This is a genomic window from Pseudomonas sp. 43NM1 (assembly GCF_002836905.1).
Classification (GTDB): domain Bacteria; phylum Pseudomonadota; class Gammaproteobacteria; order Pseudomonadales; family Pseudomonadaceae; genus Aquipseudomonas; species Aquipseudomonas prosekii.
In genome coordinates this window covers 12,971-28,120 of sequence record NZ_MKGS01000147.1, presented here as the reverse complement: position 1 = coordinate 28,120, position 15,150 = coordinate 12,971, and the positions used below count along the sequence as shown (strand labels likewise).

At 53.2% G+C, this 15,150-nt stretch carries 13 protein-coding genes and 1 tRNA gene; 8 read left to right on the top strand and 6 right to left on the bottom strand.

Annotated elements, in window-relative coordinates:
* The first annotated feature begins 1 nt into the window (after position 1).
* The 3 genes from BI292_RS16260 to BI292_RS16250 all read left to right on the top strand — a co-directional run bounded on the left by BI292_RS16260 (position 2) and on the right by BI292_RS16250 (position 1,675).
* On the top strand, positions 2–760 hold the full coding sequence (locus BI292_RS16260) for an MBL fold metallo-hydrolase (protein WP_092271823.1): 759 nt from the start codon (positions 2–4) through the stop codon (positions 758–760).
* 28 nt (positions 761–788) lie between these two features.
* Entirely contained in the window at positions 789–1,502 is a 714-nt protein-coding gene (gene purC / locus BI292_RS16255; RefSeq protein WP_008034929.1) for a phosphoribosylaminoimidazolesuccinocarboxamide synthase, read from the top strand.
* An 83-nt stretch (positions 1,503–1,585) separates the two neighbouring features.
* A tRNA-Ser gene (locus BI292_RS16250) sits at positions 1,586–1,675 on the top strand.
* A gap of 384 nt (positions 1,676–2,059) precedes the next feature.
* Here BI292_RS16250 and BI292_RS16245 read toward each other — a convergent pair.
* Complete coding sequence (locus BI292_RS16245; protein WP_101208459.1) at positions 2,060–2,677, bottom strand: recombinase family protein; 618 nt, start codon at positions 2,675–2,677, stop codon at positions 2,060–2,062.
* 202 nt (positions 2,678–2,879) lie between these two features.
* Between BI292_RS16245 and BI292_RS16240 the strand changes: the two genes are divergently transcribed.
* On the top strand, positions 2,880–3,350 hold the full coding sequence (locus tag BI292_RS16240) for a hypothetical protein (protein WP_101208458.1): 471 nt from the start codon (positions 2,880–2,882) through the stop codon (positions 3,348–3,350).
* Between the two features lie 481 nt (positions 3,351–3,831).
* On the opposite strand, the gene BI292_RS16235 is transcribed toward BI292_RS16240, so the two are convergent.
* From BI292_RS16235 to BI292_RS16215, 5 genes are all read right to left on the bottom strand, one after another.
* Positions 3,832–5,046, bottom strand: a complete 1,215-nt coding sequence (locus BI292_RS16235) for a hypothetical protein (RefSeq protein ID WP_157831268.1) — start codon at positions 5,044–5,046, stop codon at positions 3,832–3,834.
* 864 nt (positions 5,047–5,910) lie between these two features.
* On the bottom strand, positions 5,911–7,428 hold the full coding sequence (locus BI292_RS16230; protein WP_101208456.1) for a tyrosine-type recombinase/integrase: 1,518 nt from the start codon (positions 7,426–7,428) through the stop codon (positions 5,911–5,913).
* Between the two features lie 727 nt (positions 7,429–8,155).
* Positions 8,156–9,568, bottom strand: coding sequence for a hypothetical protein (locus tag BI292_RS16225; RefSeq protein ID WP_157831267.1), 1,413 nt, complete (start codon positions 9,566–9,568; stop codon positions 8,156–8,158).
* Positions 9,569–9,717: 149 nt separating this feature from the next.
* Positions 9,718–10,413 (bottom strand): DUF1963 domain-containing protein, encoded by a 696-nt coding sequence (locus BI292_RS16220; RefSeq protein WP_101208473.1) that lies wholly within the window; start codon positions 10,411–10,413, stop codon positions 9,718–9,720.
* Positions 10,414–10,514: 101 nt separating this feature from the next.
* Positions 10,515–10,706, bottom strand: a complete 192-nt coding sequence (locus BI292_RS16215; protein WP_092271785.1) for a DUF1508 domain-containing protein — start codon at positions 10,704–10,706, stop codon at positions 10,515–10,517.
* Between the two features lie 280 nt (positions 10,707–10,986).
* Between BI292_RS16215 and BI292_RS16210 the strand changes: the two genes are divergently transcribed.
* From BI292_RS16210 to BI292_RS16195, 4 genes are read left to right on the top strand one after another with little or no spacing between them, the layout of a single operon-like run.
* Positions 10,987–11,955 (top strand): glycosyltransferase family 2 protein, encoded by a 969-nt coding sequence (locus BI292_RS16210; RefSeq protein WP_101208454.1) that lies wholly within the window; start codon positions 10,987–10,989, stop codon positions 11,953–11,955.
* A 3-nt stretch (positions 11,956–11,958) separates the two neighbouring features.
* Positions 11,959–12,669 carry a bifunctional 2-polyprenyl-6-hydroxyphenol methylase/3-demethylubiquinol 3-O-methyltransferase UbiG gene (locus BI292_RS16205; protein ID WP_101208453.1) on the top strand — a complete coding sequence of 237 codons (711 nt, stop codon included), beginning with the start codon at positions 11,959–11,961 and terminating at the stop codon, positions 12,667–12,669.
* Complete coding sequence (locus tag BI292_RS16200) at positions 12,666–13,052, top strand: GtrA family protein (RefSeq protein WP_101208452.1); 387 nt, start codon at positions 12,666–12,668, stop codon at positions 13,050–13,052. Before BI292_RS16205 ends, BI292_RS16200 begins: the two co-directional genes overlap by 4 nt.
* Positions 13,049–15,145 (top strand): DUF6311 domain-containing protein, encoded by a 2,097-nt coding sequence (locus BI292_RS16195; RefSeq protein WP_101208451.1) that lies wholly within the window; start codon positions 13,049–13,051, stop codon positions 15,143–15,145. Before BI292_RS16200 ends, BI292_RS16195 begins: the two co-directional genes overlap by 4 nt.
* Positions 15,146–15,150: the final 5 nt, after the last annotated feature.

The following is a 15,150-nucleotide window of genomic DNA, read 5'->3' as shown; positions in this document are numbered from 1 at the left end:
CATGCGTTTTGCCGTTCTCGGCAGCGGTAGCCAAGGGAACGGCACGCTGATAGCCAGCGCTGACACGTATGTGCTGGTGGATTGTGGTTTCTCCCTGCGGGAAACCGAAAAACGCTTGCTGCGCCTGGGTGTGAACCCGGCGCAGTTGAGCGCGATACTCGTAACCCACGAACATGCCGACCACGTGCATGGCGTGGGTTTACTGTCTCGGCGTTACAATCTGCCGGTCTACCTCAGTCGCGGCACCCTGCGCGGGATGCGCAAACCGATTGAACCCGCAGGCTTCCTGGCCGGCGGCGAGCAACTGCAAGTCGGCGACCTGAACATCGAAGTCATTGCCGTGGCCCACGATGCCCAGGAACCAACGCAATACGTGTTCAACGACGGTGAGCGGCGCTTCGGCCTGCTGACTGACCTGGGTTCGTACTGCAACAAAGTGCTGGACGGCTATCGGGACCTCGACGCATTGATGATCGAGTCCAACCATTGCCGTGACATGCTGGCTCGCGGTCATTACCCCTACTTTCTGAAGCAGCGGGTGGGCGGCGAATTTGGGCATTTGAACAACCATCAGGCGGCATTCCTGGTGGCCGAGTTGGGCTGGCAAGGCCTGCAACATCTGGTCCTGGCCCATCTGAGCAGCAAGAACAACCTGCCGCAGCTGGCCCGGCAATGTTTTGTCGACACCCTCGGGTGCGACCCGGACTGGCTGCAATTGGCCGATCAAGATTCAGGGCTCGACTGGCGACACATCGCCTAGCCCACCTACTTAGCAAGCGGAGCCCATCATGGAAAAACGTGAAGAACTCTACCGCGGCAAAGCCAAATCGGTTTTCAAGACCGACGACGCTGACCGCTTGATCCTGCTGTTTCGCAACGACACCTCGGCGTTCGACGGCAAGCGCATCGAACAGCTCGACCGCAAAGGTATGGTGAACAACAAGTTCAACGCCTTCATCATGCAGAAACTCGAAGCGGCCGGCGTACCGACCCAATTCGACAAACTGCTGGGCGACAACGAATGCCTGGTTAAAAAACTCGACATGATCCCGGTCGAGTGCGTCGTGCGTAACTACGCCGCCGGCAGCCTGGTCAAGCGTCTGGGCGTCGAAGAAGGCATGAAGCTCAACCCTTACACCTTCGAACTGTTCTTGAAGGACGACGCCAAGGGCGACCCGTTCATCAACGAATCCCACGTCGTGGCATTCGGTTGGGGCACCGCCGAGCAACTGGTTCGCATGAAAGAACTGTCGCTCAAGGTCAACGAAGTCCTGAGCAAGCTGTTCGACGACGCCGGCCTGCTGCTGGTCGACTTCAAACTCGAATTCGGCGTGTTCTCCGACGGCTCCATCGTCCTGGGCGACGAATTCAGCCCGGACGGCTGCCGTCTGTGGGACAAGGCTACCGGCAAGAAAATGGACAAGGACCGCTTCCGCCAGGGCCTCGGTGACGTCATCGAAGCCTACGAAGAAGTCGCCAATCGTCTGGGCGTACCGCTTTAATCGACGCAAGCATCTGATAGCACGGAAAAATTTCGCTTAGGGGCTTCGCATCCGGCGAAAGTGTTGTTATGATGCGCGCCGTTGGAGAGATGCCAGAGTGGCCGAATGGGACGGATTCGAAATCCGTTGTACCTTCACCGGTACCTAGGGTTCGAATCCCTATCTCTCCGCCATACAAATAAAAGCCTCGTAAGTCTTTGATTTACGGGGCTTTTTTGTGTACGAGTGTTTTTCGATTCTACTACTTATTTCTACTACTCAACCCCCATCCAATTCCCACCAAAATCCCCAAAACCCGTTTTGGGAATCTCGATTTCAAACCGAGTCAGTATTTTGATCTAGGGAAATCCGTCAGCGGGATATCACACGCGCTCAACGTTCAAGCCTGAAAATCGAGATACCCCCACTAATGTTCTCCCAAATCCCTAGCAGAGGGTCAAAGGTCGATTGATTTGGCTGTTTACTGCGGCTGTGCTGCTGAATTAGGCGTTGTAGCAATGTGGTAGGGCATACCTACCGGGTGAGGGTTAGCGCGTCTGATCGTGCAGGAAAACCTATCACTTCATTTCACGTTTGATCCGGTAGACAGTGGCAACACCACAGTCAGCCAGCTTTGCAATCTGGTCAGCAGACATTGTTGGATGCTTTGCCATCAGCGACTTCACCTGTTCATGCAGTGCTGCATTCTTACTTTTACCGGCTGGCTTCCAGTCAGGTTCAGCAATCCGCTTGTTCTTCAAACCTTCGTTGATACGCTCAACACGTTTGTCTTGATCCAGACGTGCCATGGTTGCCATCAGTTCAATCAGCATGTCGTTGATAACCTTCAGCACCTCACCAGCGATACCATCTGCTGCCATCTGCCAGCTGGTGGGAAGGTCAGCGATCACCAGGCGCAAACCTTTAGCCTTGATCGTTACCTTGAGCGCTTCCCAGTCAACTTGTGACAAGCGGCTCAGACGGTCTACAGACTCAACCAGCAACACGTCACCACCTTTGGCAGTGTCGAGAAGGCGCATCAACTCAGGACGATTGAGCTTGGTTCCTGAGATGTTCTCGCTATATACGCCAGTGATGGTCAATCCCTTGCCAGCAGCAAATGCTTCCAGTGCGACTTTTGCACGGTTTGCATCCTGATCCTTTGTCGATGCTCTCAGGTAGAGATGGGCGTTCATGGCTTGCTATCCTTTGTCTTGTGACTCGATAGACCTATGATAATACGATCATTTGTCTATCTACAATAGTTATTTGATAGTGGCTACCATAGGTCTATGAAACTATCGAACAAGTAGACCTTTCTGATAGCCGCTTTTACTCGATTGGCTAGGCTGGAGCGAAGATGGTAGCCTTCTGCCTTTATGGGAGGAGGAGATACTTATGCGAGTATTTGGGATTTGGGTGCTTGTACTGGGCGTGCTCGCCGTGTTCGGTGCGATGGTGATGGATGTATCGGTGCCCTCCGGTGTTGGGCGCGTTAACAATCTTGGACTAATGGCAGAGCGGCAGAACTTCACCTTGATAGGTGGTGTAATGCTGATCATTGGTCTACTAATGATTATTGCAGGGCGTCGCGAAGCTAGCTCTGCTTTGGATAGTTCTAATAGCACAGCTTGTCCAATGTGCGCAGAAACCATTAAAAAAGCTGCAATCCAATGCAAGCACTGTGGTGCGAGTGTGGTTGCTGCTAATGTTGTTCAAGGCATAACTGAATCAAATCAGCAATCGTTAATAGCTAATGCGCACAGCGAACTTAATGTAAAAGAATATCACATAGGCTACTGGATCATCGCGATTGTTTCCATAGTTGTGGTTTTCATAGCCGTATCTGAAAAAATTAGCTCGCAGTGATGTGAGTTCACCATGCTTATAAACAGGTCTTGCGAATGATAAATTCATAAAAACCAAGATGTAGGATGGTAGTTGCTTAACATGTTGACACTATAGGTCTGCAGAAATCAGGGTTTGAAGATGGAGAGGGCGTTGTGTATATAGATATCAGCTCTTCTATACCCCTGCTTACCGCCCTAATTTCTTATAGAATAATCACTCCCGTACTACTAGCGACCCAAAACAATTTTCAATCTCAGCTACAGCAGTAGTCAGCACTTTTTCGACGCGTCGTTGATTGTTATAGGTGTCTTGCTAGTGGTGCTCATTATTTTGTTCCTTATGTTGGTTCGGAATATTTTGGGAAATAGCTGCCCGTTTTGCTTCGTGACAAATGAGTAATTTAGCGTGGTGCAAATGGCTAAAGGCTATGTAGGACGTGGCTTAGAGGGTTGGTGTGGAGTGCTATTAATGATTACCCCCCCCCTATGCTATATCCAACTCAGAATGGGCAGAAGATTTCCCGTTGATAAACTTTCAAGTTGGGGCTAGGAATATAATCCTCCTCCACCTGATAGTAGATAGTGCTGTAGTCATCTGGATCGTCACATTGTTCATATTGAAAGCTTGCGAACACTGATTCTTCATATGCTGCCACTTCTGCTTTCGCAATCTCCTCCGCAAGCATAATCTTGTCAGGCAAGCCAAGCCTGATTATTGCATTTTTGATAACAGGAACTTGTGGAATGAATTGCGAACACTCGGTTGCAAAGTGCTCCTGCATACCCCTATTGGAAGCGCTGTGGTCAGGTGTAAGCGTCATCACCTCAAGATACTTACTCAAGGTTGCCCGAATCATCTTGCGATCTACAGTGGCGCCCTGTAGGGCTTGGAATGCCTGAAACCCTATAAAGTTACGGAGGGTAGTTTCTTCCATGCCTTCCCGTAGTCTAAGAGGAATCCACTTTACACCGTAGGGGTTTGCCAGAATATTGGATAAACCATCTTGTCCAGGCACACGGCTGAGCCATGCAGCTCCAACTTGAAGAACTAGAATCATAAAAGCAACGTCAGACCTATGCTTTCCGTCTGGCAATTGTTCAGCCAAGCGGAAACATTCTTCAAGCATCACCACAAAGGAGCGTCTGGCAGTGTAGTCGTGTTGATATAGTTCTTTGTCTTGCGCTTTAGCTTTAATCTCCCTCAGCTCGGTTACCCCCTTTTCCTCAAGTTTCTTGATAGTCAGCTTATTACTGGGGTCGTTCTTATAAATCCACCGAGCAAGTCCAATACGCCCACTAGTATTGATTGGATTTTCTTCGGCGTAATCGAGCAAGACCTGACCTAAATACTTCTCCATCTTCTCAAGAACTGTGCTGTCTTTGTTGCTTCCATCTACAAGCCACTTCTTCTTAAGCTTGCTTGTTGGAATACTTAGCCCTCGATCATGATAGCTATTGTTGCCGTGGACTTGATTATAGAAAGATCCACCGATGAAAAGATTCAAATGATGCAATAAGCCCACAGTGCTATCACCAACTGCTGGCGATATATGGCATAGGTGATACTTTGACTTATTCTTTTCTGGATCGTAGCCGTAGGTGAGATTACGAGCCTTGCGCAAAGCGAACAAAGCTTCTAGGTTAACGCCCTGAAGGATCTCTACCGTGCCTGCCCGCCTGCACTCACGAGCAATCCAAAGCCACTGATCGTTCACTGACACCCGTTGAATACGCTTCTGAGCAGTGCTGAGGTGGCGGGCGGATTGACCTTTCCTTTTGGCTGCTGGGCGGCATGGCTGGCACCGCTTCGTGTGAATATATGGTGTATTAAATTCAGCCTTGCACTCGGTGCATTGTTTTACTCGATTTATTGGCATTGTTGTCCCCATGGGCGGGTGAGTGATTAGGTGCTTTCAAAGATTCCAAGAAGGCACTGATCATTAAGTTGATAACGTGTGCGTGGGAACTCTCGTTGATTATGCTCAGGATCTCGTTCAACTTGGTCTCAGTGCGGCTATTTAGAGAGACTTTCAAAGGGTGATACTCCCGTGGCCTGGTTGAAGTGACTTGGCAATCATTAACTCATTGAGGAGCAGGCCCAGTGAACTTGCCTCATTTTTTAGTTGAGTAAGCTGCGGCAAGCTTAGAACAAGTTTGACACTCACTGTCTTGAGTATGCTTGCTCGCCACGCTCGACCTCGGCAAGTAGAGCCGCAAGTGCGGGCATGAGATCTTTTGTTCGTGAGTTTCTTTTCGCAAGACTCACAATAGTTTTCGTTGGGCATGAGAAATACCTCCATTTAGATTGGTGATCGTTAAGGTTTGGTTTTTTGGTACAACAGATTTTATTTCGGGCAGACGAAAGCCACAGCTTTTTAGGGTTGTGGCTCTTGAATAGACGAGAAAGATCTGAGACCGGGAAAACTTGAAGGGAACCTAGTCAGTTGTCAAATTGAGTATGGCGAGAGGCGGACTTTCTTCTTCCCTTAGACACATTTTACTAGTAACTTTTGAAATTGGCAACTGTGACGCAAGGGAAGTCAACATATTTTTACAAGTTAATCCTGGCTGACTTACTTTTATGGGAAGTTATACGATAGGTGTGAAATAGCTTCTCTCTTCTGCTCGAACGAGCACCCGCCACTATAGACGCTTAACGTGAATGACTTGTTCTCATGTCCGACGATATACGGTAGCACCTCCAAACCAACTCCAGCACGGTGAAGCTCGGTGGTGGTGGTTTTTCTGATGCTGTGGAAAACGTGCAGGTCAGAGAACTTAGCTTTCTTCAATTGCCCAAACTGCTTGCTCAACCAGTCAAGCCGATTACCGTACTTGTTGTTCCCACCTTTGAATAGATATCCATCATTGACTGTTGCTTGCGAACACAGAAGTTTGTATACCGGGATAAGGGAAGGGTGCAAGGGAACATCTCGCACACCCGCATCCGTCTTGGATTCAGTGATCTTGAAGCCGACTGGCTCTCCGGCTTCGTCGATAATCGTGTCCTCTGGCTTGATACGACCGATTTCTTCAAGCCTCGCACCAGTGTATGCGCCAAAGACAATCAGATTGGCTAGAGCATCCTTCCCGGCTTCTCTGGCTTTCTTGTGCAGGTCTTCAACCTCTTTGCGTGTGAATGGAGTGTAAGATTCACCGGCTGCCTTCCCGGTCTTGGGTAGATCATGACCATCGAACGGGCACTGTTGCCCGGTGAATTGCTCTCGGAACTGAGCGTTGTACTTTATCGCCCACTTCCAGAAGTCTCGCCCCGACCACATGTAGTTCGTGAGGGTTTGACGAGCGCCTGACTGCTTGTTCAAGAACTTGTGGATGGTGTCGAAGGTGAGTGGGGCGCCTTCAGTTGTCAGGAACGTGGATATCTTTTCAACGCGAGCTTTATGGCTATCACGGGTTTTCGCTGATGGAATTTGAGTAACGAGGTGCATTGCCCATGCCTCAATCATGGACGAGCTGATTGGTGAACGTGGTTTGTAAATTGTCGGGTTACGAAAAATCGCTTGAGCTTCCTGATGCTCGTTGTCAGACAGGTCGTATTCTTCTGTGATGCACGCCGCTTCCATGTCGCTCATGATCGTCAGGTACTCATTGTGAAGGTTGATTGCATCCCCAGCAGTGGTACCGTTCTCAAGCATCGGAACGTACTTGCCAACGTGGTCTGTGAGACGATCTGCGAACCCATGTTGACCTTGAGACTTCAGTTCGCGAATGACCTCAAATATCTTTTCAAAAAATGAGTAGGGAGGTTGCTCGGATGTAGGTGAGCCGGTGTTGATCGGGGCGAGCAGTTTTTGAATAGAAGTAGTCTGAATCCCTTGCATAGCCAATCCCGCCTCATGCTGGGCTAGTCGCCATTCATCCCCGTTGTTACCTTTAGTTGCCCTCGCGGCAGCAATGTCAGCTTTCCACTGTGCGAGGATTGGAAGACGACGGACCATCGCCTCTGACCTCATGCCGGTTTTGAGTGACTGGGTTAACACGGTTTGGTTGCCAAGTGCTCGGCGGACTGCCTTCGGCACATCTAGTCTGACGTACCAAGTAGATTCGTTTTTCTTCTGAATGAGGTGGTCAGGCATGCGTACACCAAGGTGGGAGTAGTAGGGTGAATTCTACTACTCATTTCTACTACTATTGATACTAATGGTCAATAAAAGCTAGGTTTGTTGGGGTTTAAGGTCGTAATCGGAGACTCCCTATCTCTCCGCCATTATTGAACAAGACAAAGCCCCCGTGATCATTGATTACGGGGGCTTTTTCGTTTCCGGGATTTTTTTTGTAGTGGCGGGCTATCCGTCATGCCGTCAAACACTTCTATCCGCAACACTGCAGAGGTGTGTTTCATCTGAGGAAGTGGGGTGAGTGGGATCGATTCCTTTCCAGATCACCCGTTGTAGCGCACAAGGATGCTCCTTCAGGTTTTTAACACTTCATCCGCGCCACCGCATACCCGTGGCGAGGGGGCTTGTCCGCGTTGGGCTGCGCAGCAGCCCCACTAAGACAGCCGCGGTGTGTCATGAAGAAATCGTTGGAGGTTGGGGGCTTCTGTGCAACCCAACGCGGACAAGCCCCCTCGCCACCGGGATGGGATCCATCGAGGGCATTGTAGTGAGGGGAGGCTTCCTTGCCGGATCACCCGTTGCAGCATTGCAGCGTTTGCCTGCACGGAAGGTCCGTCAGGTTGTTAACACTTGCATCCACAATGCCACACTGATCGGTCACATCGGTAAAACCCGAGCCTATTGCCGGCACGAGGATCACCGCAAAACGGTCGCAGTGATCTAGCGTGGCCATTGCTGTGGCAGCTCAGCGCTTATATGCGGTCAGCACCGGAGCGCCAGCGTACAGGATAGTAAGTCCGTCATTTGGAGATAGGGTCACCTGACCGGATGTGAAGCCCACATCGCTTCCGCCACCCCCGCGATTGTGTCCGATGTAGGTCACACCGGATCCGCCCGTCACAGAGATAGTAATGTCGTGAGCTGTGGGGTTCACGTATTCGGCTCCACTTGCCGGTGTGGGGATAATGTACGGAGAGCCTGGCAGATAATCGTGACTGAGGCCCGATCCCGAGTTCGTCAGCGACGCCATGCGCGTGCGGTTACCGCCATCGAAAAGTACCCCGCCAGTGTTGAAGCGGTTGTAATCAAAGCCGATCAATTTGTTGTCAGTTGCACTCTGGGCGACGCTGAAACTCTGATAAACACCCCCTATGAATTTATTGCGCTTACCGGTTGTCTCGATGACGGTATAGAGCTCTGAATCACATCCGTGAAACTCATTTTCATACCCTCCGCACACGATGTCCGCCACGGTATTCACTTCATAATCAACATTGAAAAATTTGTTCAAACGGGAGGCGGCTCCTACTACCAATCCCGCTTGCGAACATCCCTCCTGTGCGCCTCCCAAAAACATGTTGCCCAATGCATGCTCGAGATGAGCGCCGACTTCAACGCCCTCCAGCGTGGCATTGTTAAAGGTGCAATATGCTGTTTCCTCAGCTGCATTTCGTCGATCCAGCCAAACCCCATACTTGGGCTTTGCATTCAGGTACCAGCCTTCCTGATTGGGTGTGACCTTGATATCTATCTGATTAAGAACTCCAAATCTGGAGCGATAGCCAGCGCTATTACTGCCGCACCCGTGGACTATGAAATTAAGCTTGCTGTGGTGGAGAGATACGGAAGATACCGCGTCGCCGGCCGTCTTTGGAGCTTCAACAATAATTGGCCCCATTGTCACGTTGTAGCAAAGACCGGGCGTAAAACAGACGGCATCGGCAGCATCAGCATTCAGTACGATTGCGTCGCCGGTGCCGGTGTAGCGGAAGCGAACTTCTCCTTCTGCTTTGATCGATGCGTTTTGAATTGCCCAGTTCGGGGACACCGCGTAGCGGTAGGTACCAGCAGGTATGACACCTTTTCGCTTAATCGTGCTTGACGCAATGGAATCTCGAAATGCTTGAAGTGCAAGAGTGACGTCGATTGTCCCCGCTCCAGAAAGTACATCAACGCGCTGAGCTTCGCTCATGAAGTCCAGAGGGCTGACGGTTTGCCAGTCGATCCCCTGATCTGCGCGCGCAAGATCGTCAGTGGAGGTCAAATCGTTATCGAATTGCTGAACCCTCACGACAGTGCTCGAAATCTTTACGTCCGAGGCGGTAGACTCGTTGTCGCCGACAAGGGGGGTCTCCATTTCACAGGCTTGATCGGTCACTGTTTATTATTCCTTTGTGTGGATTGAGAAAAGCGCGACCACTGAAAGTCGCAGGTGAATAGTGGCGCATTACGCCCGGGTTCTCTCACCTGAATAGGCGTTTTTGAAAGTTCGCCCCGTTCAGTTGCATCACGCATTGCGCGTTGCCCCTAATAAAAATCGTAATAAATCGCCCATTCCCCGCTGACTCTGTTCCGCCAGAACATCAAACTCCCGCTGTCCACAACGTTCAGATTGATCTTCGTATCCGACGAGATCTGAAACACAAAATCAAAATCATCCCCCGGATCATCACCGGGCTGGCAGTACGACGGATAGCCGCCGATCTTGTGTTCGAACACATGAGTCACCAGGTCGTAATAGGATTCAATTTCCCCGGAGTCCTCCAGTTTGAGTATTTCAAGCTCAATGTCTCTGGGTATCCCGCCACCGTCCCACAACGGAAAGTCTTCTTCGACCAATTCGGCCTTCAATGCAAATGGCTTCAGGGGCGAATCGGGAGACGCGAAGTCTTTGCGCACCAGCACCTCATCGAAGCTGTATTCACGAATCAGCCAGTTATCGCCCATGGCTTCGAACGGCTCGGGGAAGGGCTCGGAGATGAACACGGTCAGGACGCGAATCCCGCGAAGGGCCGAACTGCAGAACGGCAAGTCGGGCAGGTACAACTGGGCGTAGGGGTATAGCTCGATGCCCGCAGCATTTTTCGGGACTGTTTCGTCGGGGCGGAAAAGGAATACTCTTCCGAGCCAGCTTTCATCGTCACTCTGAGTGGGGCGAAATCCGCCGGCGGCAAACTTGATCGCCGGCCGGGCGAGGCGTTTCCTGATGTCCTTTCTCTCCATGAAATCAAGCTCCTGGTCAGGCATGCCGCAGTCGACAGTGCGTTGTCGAGTTGAGTGATCCGAGAGCTGCTCACCCAACGTGAGCAGCACGGCTTGTGCCGTCAGATCTCCTTGACCGGCGTTCCCTCCTGCACACCCATGATCAACTTGATCACGTGCAGACAATCTGCCTTGTTCACATACGACTCGCCGCTGGCAACCGTCTCGTTGTTGCCGGCCCGTAACCGCCAGCGCCACTGTCCCTTGCCAGTGTTCGAGGTGCCTTTGGATTGCCTGTAAATCTCGAAATACATTCAGCTCGCTCCCTGCGATTGATCATTTGCGACAACCTGTGTGCCGCATGTCAGCAAGCCTAGCGGAGCTGATTTTTTTGGCCATCGAGCATTTGTTTCCAATGATTTGAGGGCATTTCCTACACGAGCCAGCGCGACGCAAGGATGGCCAAAACCGCCGCAGTTTCGCCCTTGCATCACACCCCATGCTCCTGCTTAATACGGGGCAGTTCGTGGCGCCGACAAGTAATTTGGCGAGCGAAGATTGTAGAAAAATCACTATAAAAAAAAGAGCAATCAATTGACTCATCAGCATGGAACGCACACGGCCGGGCATGTCGAGCTTTCGCTCGTTATTCCGGTGTACAACGAAGCGGCGACTATCGATTTGTTCATCGCGCGGATCACTGACGTCTTCAAGGAGGAGGCGCTGATCGGCCTGGAAATGGTTTTCGTCAATGATGGCAGCACCGATACGACCCTGGATTTGCTGCTGGAGCGCCAGCAGTCTGACCCGCGTATCCGCATCATCGATTTGAGCCGCAATTTCGGTAAGGAAGCGGCGCTCACCGCCGGTTTGCAGACTGCCACCGGGCAAGTGATGGTGCCGATCGATGTCGATTTGCAGGACCCGCCCGAAGTCATTTTGCTGATGATTGCCCAGTGGCGATTGGGTTTTGAAGTGGTGCTGGGCCATCGTGTGAGTCGTCGTACGGACTCCTGGGCCAAGAAAACTTCGGCCAATTGGTTCTATCGCCTGCACAACAAAATTGCCGACCAACCGCTGCCCAAGGATGTCGGTGATTTTCGCCTGATGGACCGCTGCGTGGTTGACGCGCTGGACTCATTGCCCGAGTCGCGGCGCTTCATGAAAGGCCTGTTTGCCTGGGTCGGATTTCGCACCACGCGCGTCGATTACGAGCGGCCGGAGCGGGTGGCCGGCGAGAGCAAATTCAATGGTTGGCGGCTGTGGAATTTTGCCCTGGAAGGCATCACCAGTTTCAGCACCGACCCGCTGAAAGTCTGGACCTATCTGGGGCTTTTCGTCTCGATGGTGTCGTTCTCGTTCGCCATTTTCATCGTGTTGCGCACCTTGATTTCCGGCGTCGATCTGCCGGGTTACGCCTCGCTGATGGTGGCCGTGACCTTCCTCGGCGGCCTGCAGTTAATGGGCATTGGCGTGCTCGGCGAATACCTCGGCCGCACCTATATCGAATCAAAACGCCGACCGGTTTACCTGGTGCGTCGCGTCTATAACCCCAAGGACTGAACCATGGATCTCAAGGAAACCGACATCCTCGGTTCGAGCATCGACCAGCACTGGTATTACGCGTCAAAAGCGGCGGCGACCAAGCGATTGCTGGGTGATTTGCCGATCCGCAAAATTCTCGATGTTGGCGCCGGTTCGGGGTTTTTTACTCATCACCTGCTGACCCACACCGCCGCGAATGAAGCGTGGTGCGTAGACATCAGTTACGACGCCGATTCGGACGCCAACACCGCCGGAAAACCGGTGCATTACCGACGCGGCATCGAGTCGGTGGACGCTGATCTGGTGCTGCTGATGGACGTGCTGGAGCACGTTGATGACGACGTCGGATTGCTCAAGGCGTACGTCGATAAGGTCCCGTCCGGCAGCCGTTTTTTGATGACGGTGCCGGCGTTTCAGTTTCTCTGGAGCGGCCACGACGACTTTCTTGAGCACAAGCGCCGCTACACCCTGGCGCAATTTGAAACAGTCGCGCGTGACGCCGGTTTGACAGTGAAGCAGGGCGCTTATTATTTCGGCGCGGTGTTCCCGATTGCCGCGACGCTGCGCTTGCTGCCCAAAGGCGCACAGCCGTCGCCGCCGCGCTCGCAACTCAAGCAGCATCATCCTGCCGTCAATTCGATCCTCAAGACCTTGTGCGGCATCGAGCTGCCATTCATGCGCGCAAATCGGCTGGCCGGCCTGACCGTATTCGTGTTGGCGCAGAAGCCGTGACGTCGACCGAGAAATCGGCGCTGATCAAACGCGCATTACGCTTCGCCGTGACCGGGTTGTTCGTCACGGCGCTGCACGCGGTGGTCGCGGTGCTGTTCATCAATTTTTTGATGCCGACGCCGCCGCTGGCCAATGGTGTCGCGTTCGCCGTGGCCACCGTGGTGTCTTACCTGATCAATACCACCTGGAGTTTTTCCGCCCGGTTGCATGGCCGCACGTTGCTGCGCTTCATGCTGGTGTCGGCCGGCGGATTTCTGTTGGCGATGTTCGTCGCGTGGGCGGCGCAAATTGCCGGGCTCAATTATTTGCTGGGGATCGGTGCGGTGGCGTTGACCATCCCGGCCTTCACGTTTGTATTGCATAACTTCTGGACGTATCGATGAAGGCTTCGGGCAAGCATTGGGCGCAGGCACTGCTGCCTCTGTTGATGGGTGTTGTCGCGTTTTTCATGGTGATCGGGCTGCGCGCCCTCGACCCGCAGAACATTGCCTGGCTGGAAAGCGGCGATCCGGCGACGCACTACTTGGGCTGGGTATTTTTCCGACATTCGCCGTGGACCTTTCCGCTCGGACTTAATCCGTCCTACGGGATCGAACTCGGCAGCGCGATCATTTTTTCCGACTCCAATCCGCTGCTGGCCTTGCTGTTCAAACCCTTTAGCGCCTGGTTGCCCGAGACCTTCCAGTATTTTGGTCTCTGGTTGCTGGCGTGTTTTGTGTTGCAGGCGTGGTTCGCCTGGAAGCTGATGGGGTTGCTGACGCCCAATGTTGTCCTGCGATTACTGGGTACCGGCCTGTTTCTGTTTTCGCCGCCGATGTTTTTGCGCATGGGCGGGCACCTGTCATTGGCCGGGCATTTTCTGATTCTGGCAGCGCTGTATCTGGCGTTGCATCCCGGCGTGCAGAAGCGCCGATGGGCGTGGGGCACATTGCTGGCGGCGACGGCGCTAGTCCACGCATATTTGCTGGCGATGGTCGCGCTGATCTGGATTGCCGATCTGGTCGGCAGAACCCGGAAAGGGCAGATGACGCGCCGCACCGCGCTGATCGAATGGGCCGTGCTGTTTTTGCTGGTGAGCCTGTGTTGTTGGCAGGCGGGCTATTTCAGTGTGGGCAAAGGCGCGGTGGCGGGCGGCTTTGGTTTGTACCGGATGAACCTGTTGTCGCTGATCGATGCCAGCGGCTGGTCGGCGATAGTCCCGAATTTGCCTGAAGGCCCCGGCGACTATGAAGGCTTCAACTACCTAGGCGCGGGGACGCTGTTGCTGGCGATCTTCGCTGGCATTGCGCTGCTGCGCGGCAAAACCGCATTCGCCAATGCCGTGCGCGGTTTGCCCATTCTGTTACTGGCATTGATCGGCCTGCTGTTGTTTGCATTGACCAACGACATCGGTCTCGGCTCGCTGAACGCGCACTACCCATTGCCGAAAGCACTGGTGAAATCGGCGAATATCTTCCGCGCGTCCGGGCGCATGTTCTGGCCGGCGTTCTACGTCATCGTTTTCGTAATCATTTACCTGGTGGTGCGCGGTAATCGGCCGCGTATCGCCATGTGTCTGATGGCGGTCGCGTTGTGCGTTCAGGTCGTGGATACGCGCAATGGCTGGGCCGGTTTGCGTCAGAGCCGAATGATGACGCCGGCCAGCGAATGGGCGACGCCTTTGCAGGATCCGTTCTGGAACAGCGCCGCAGCGCATTACGCCAACATTCGCCGATTACCGCCTCAGAACCAGCCGGATTCCTGGCTGCCACTGGCAAATTTCGCTGCAGTGCATGGGCTGAAAACCGACGCGACTTACCTCGGGCGCATGAGTACCTCAGCGCTGGAACAGGCTGAGCAGAAGACCCGGCGCATGCTCGACAGCGGTCAGTACGAGGCGGACTCGCTGTACATCCTCGACGAAAAAGCCCGACTCGATGCGGTGAAAACCATCAACAGTCAAACCGATCTCCTGACGCGCATCGACGGTCTGGTGGTGCTCGCCCCAGGCTGGAAACGCTGCGCCGAGTGTTTGGTGGTCGAGGATGAAGGGCGCCAGATGCCGTCGGTTCCGCTGATCAAAGTGGGGCAGCGCCAAGTGTTCAATCACACGTCTCAACACCTCAGCCAAGGTTGGGGCGCGCCGGAAGATTGGGGCACGTGGTCGGACGGCGCGCAGGCCGATATTTTGCTGCGAATTCCGCCGCAGGCGCAGTCGATCGTCATTGAGGCGTTAGCGTTTGTGTTCCCGAAACACGCTGAACAAACCGCCGTGTTCACCCTCAACGGCGTACCGGCATTGACCACGCGCCTGACGCGGATCCAGGACAATCGCATCGAAATCCCGATCACCGCGGCTATCCGCGAAACCGTTGCCAGCGACGCAATCGTGCAAATTCATGTCCAGCTACCCGACGCGATCAGCCCGAAACAATTGGGTCTCGGCGAGGATCAACGCGTTCTGGGCCTGGGGATGAAAGCGCTGACCGTGCAGTGAGCCAG